Raw genomic sequence first — 989 nt, 5'->3', positions numbered from 1 at the left:
CTAAGTGGTTGTTTATAAGCACCTTTAACCAGTATCTACGTAACCCTACATCACAAATATGCAAATTCTGACTTTCACTATCAGCAGAGTCAGTGAACTCATAGCAACATGCCTATTAAGGCATTGATTAAAAGGACATTTAAGGTTACCTTGTTAGCGTTGGATTAACTAGGCTGACTGTTCTTATTCGGAATTCAGCCTAATATACTGTTATGTTTTAAAGGATTCCCGTGAAAAATTTTACACACCTATTTCAAACGTATAAATATTCAATGGTTCGAATAACAGTTAGGACTGCTGAAGGGGACTTGAGTAATGGCTCTGCATTCCATATTGGAGATGGATGGCTTGCTACTGCTGCACATGTTGTAAATGGTGGGGAAATTGAAGAGATAGTTTCTGAGTATTGTAACCAAGATTTAAAAATTGAAAAAATAATTTGTCATCGCGACGATAAAATAGACTTAGCAATAATTAAAACTGACTTAGATCTTTCACATTACCTAACAAAAACTACTATTATGAATCCTCCTGATGGTTTTATTCAAACTGATCACTTAGGTATTGGTGGTCATTTAGATGACTGGATTGGGGATGAATTAGTTCTGTCTAAAGTTCTTCTGATGGGGTATCCACCTATACCATTTTCTAATGGGCCAGTTTTACTTGCTTCTGAAGGTGAAGTTAATGCTGTAGTTGATAAATATAATGGCCCACATCCGCATTTTGTAATATCAAATATGGGCCGAGGCGGATACAGCGGTGGTCCTGTAATAAGTGAATATGGTTTCTTACTTGGAGTTCTTACTGAGTCATTAGTAATGAATAACCAATCAGAAGAACTGGGATATTCTTCAGCAATATCAGTTGAACCGCTGCTAATTCTACTGCAGGAGAATGGTGTGTATCCTGGCAAAAATAAAGAAACTATCAAGGTGCTCCTCGAAGGGGCTGAATACTCGGATAAATAAAACATAACGTATAAGGAT

Annotated in this window: 1 protein-coding gene; it reads left to right on the top strand. The window is 36.7% G+C overall.

Features of this window, described 5'->3' with window-relative positions:
- Window positions 1-230 precede the first annotated feature (230 nt).
- Entirely contained in the window at window positions 231-971 is a 741-nt protein-coding gene (locus AB4238_RS14350) for a serine protease (RefSeq protein WP_372034026.1), read from the top strand.
- The last annotated feature ends 18 nt before the right edge of the window (window positions 972-989 follow it).

Origin of the sequence: Shewanella sp. 10N.286.45.A1 (genome assembly GCF_041470405.1) — a bacterium.
In the GTDB taxonomy this organism is placed as follows: domain Bacteria; phylum Pseudomonadota; class Gammaproteobacteria; order Enterobacterales; family Shewanellaceae; genus Shewanella.
This window is presented reverse-complemented; position numbering and strand designations above follow the sequence as displayed.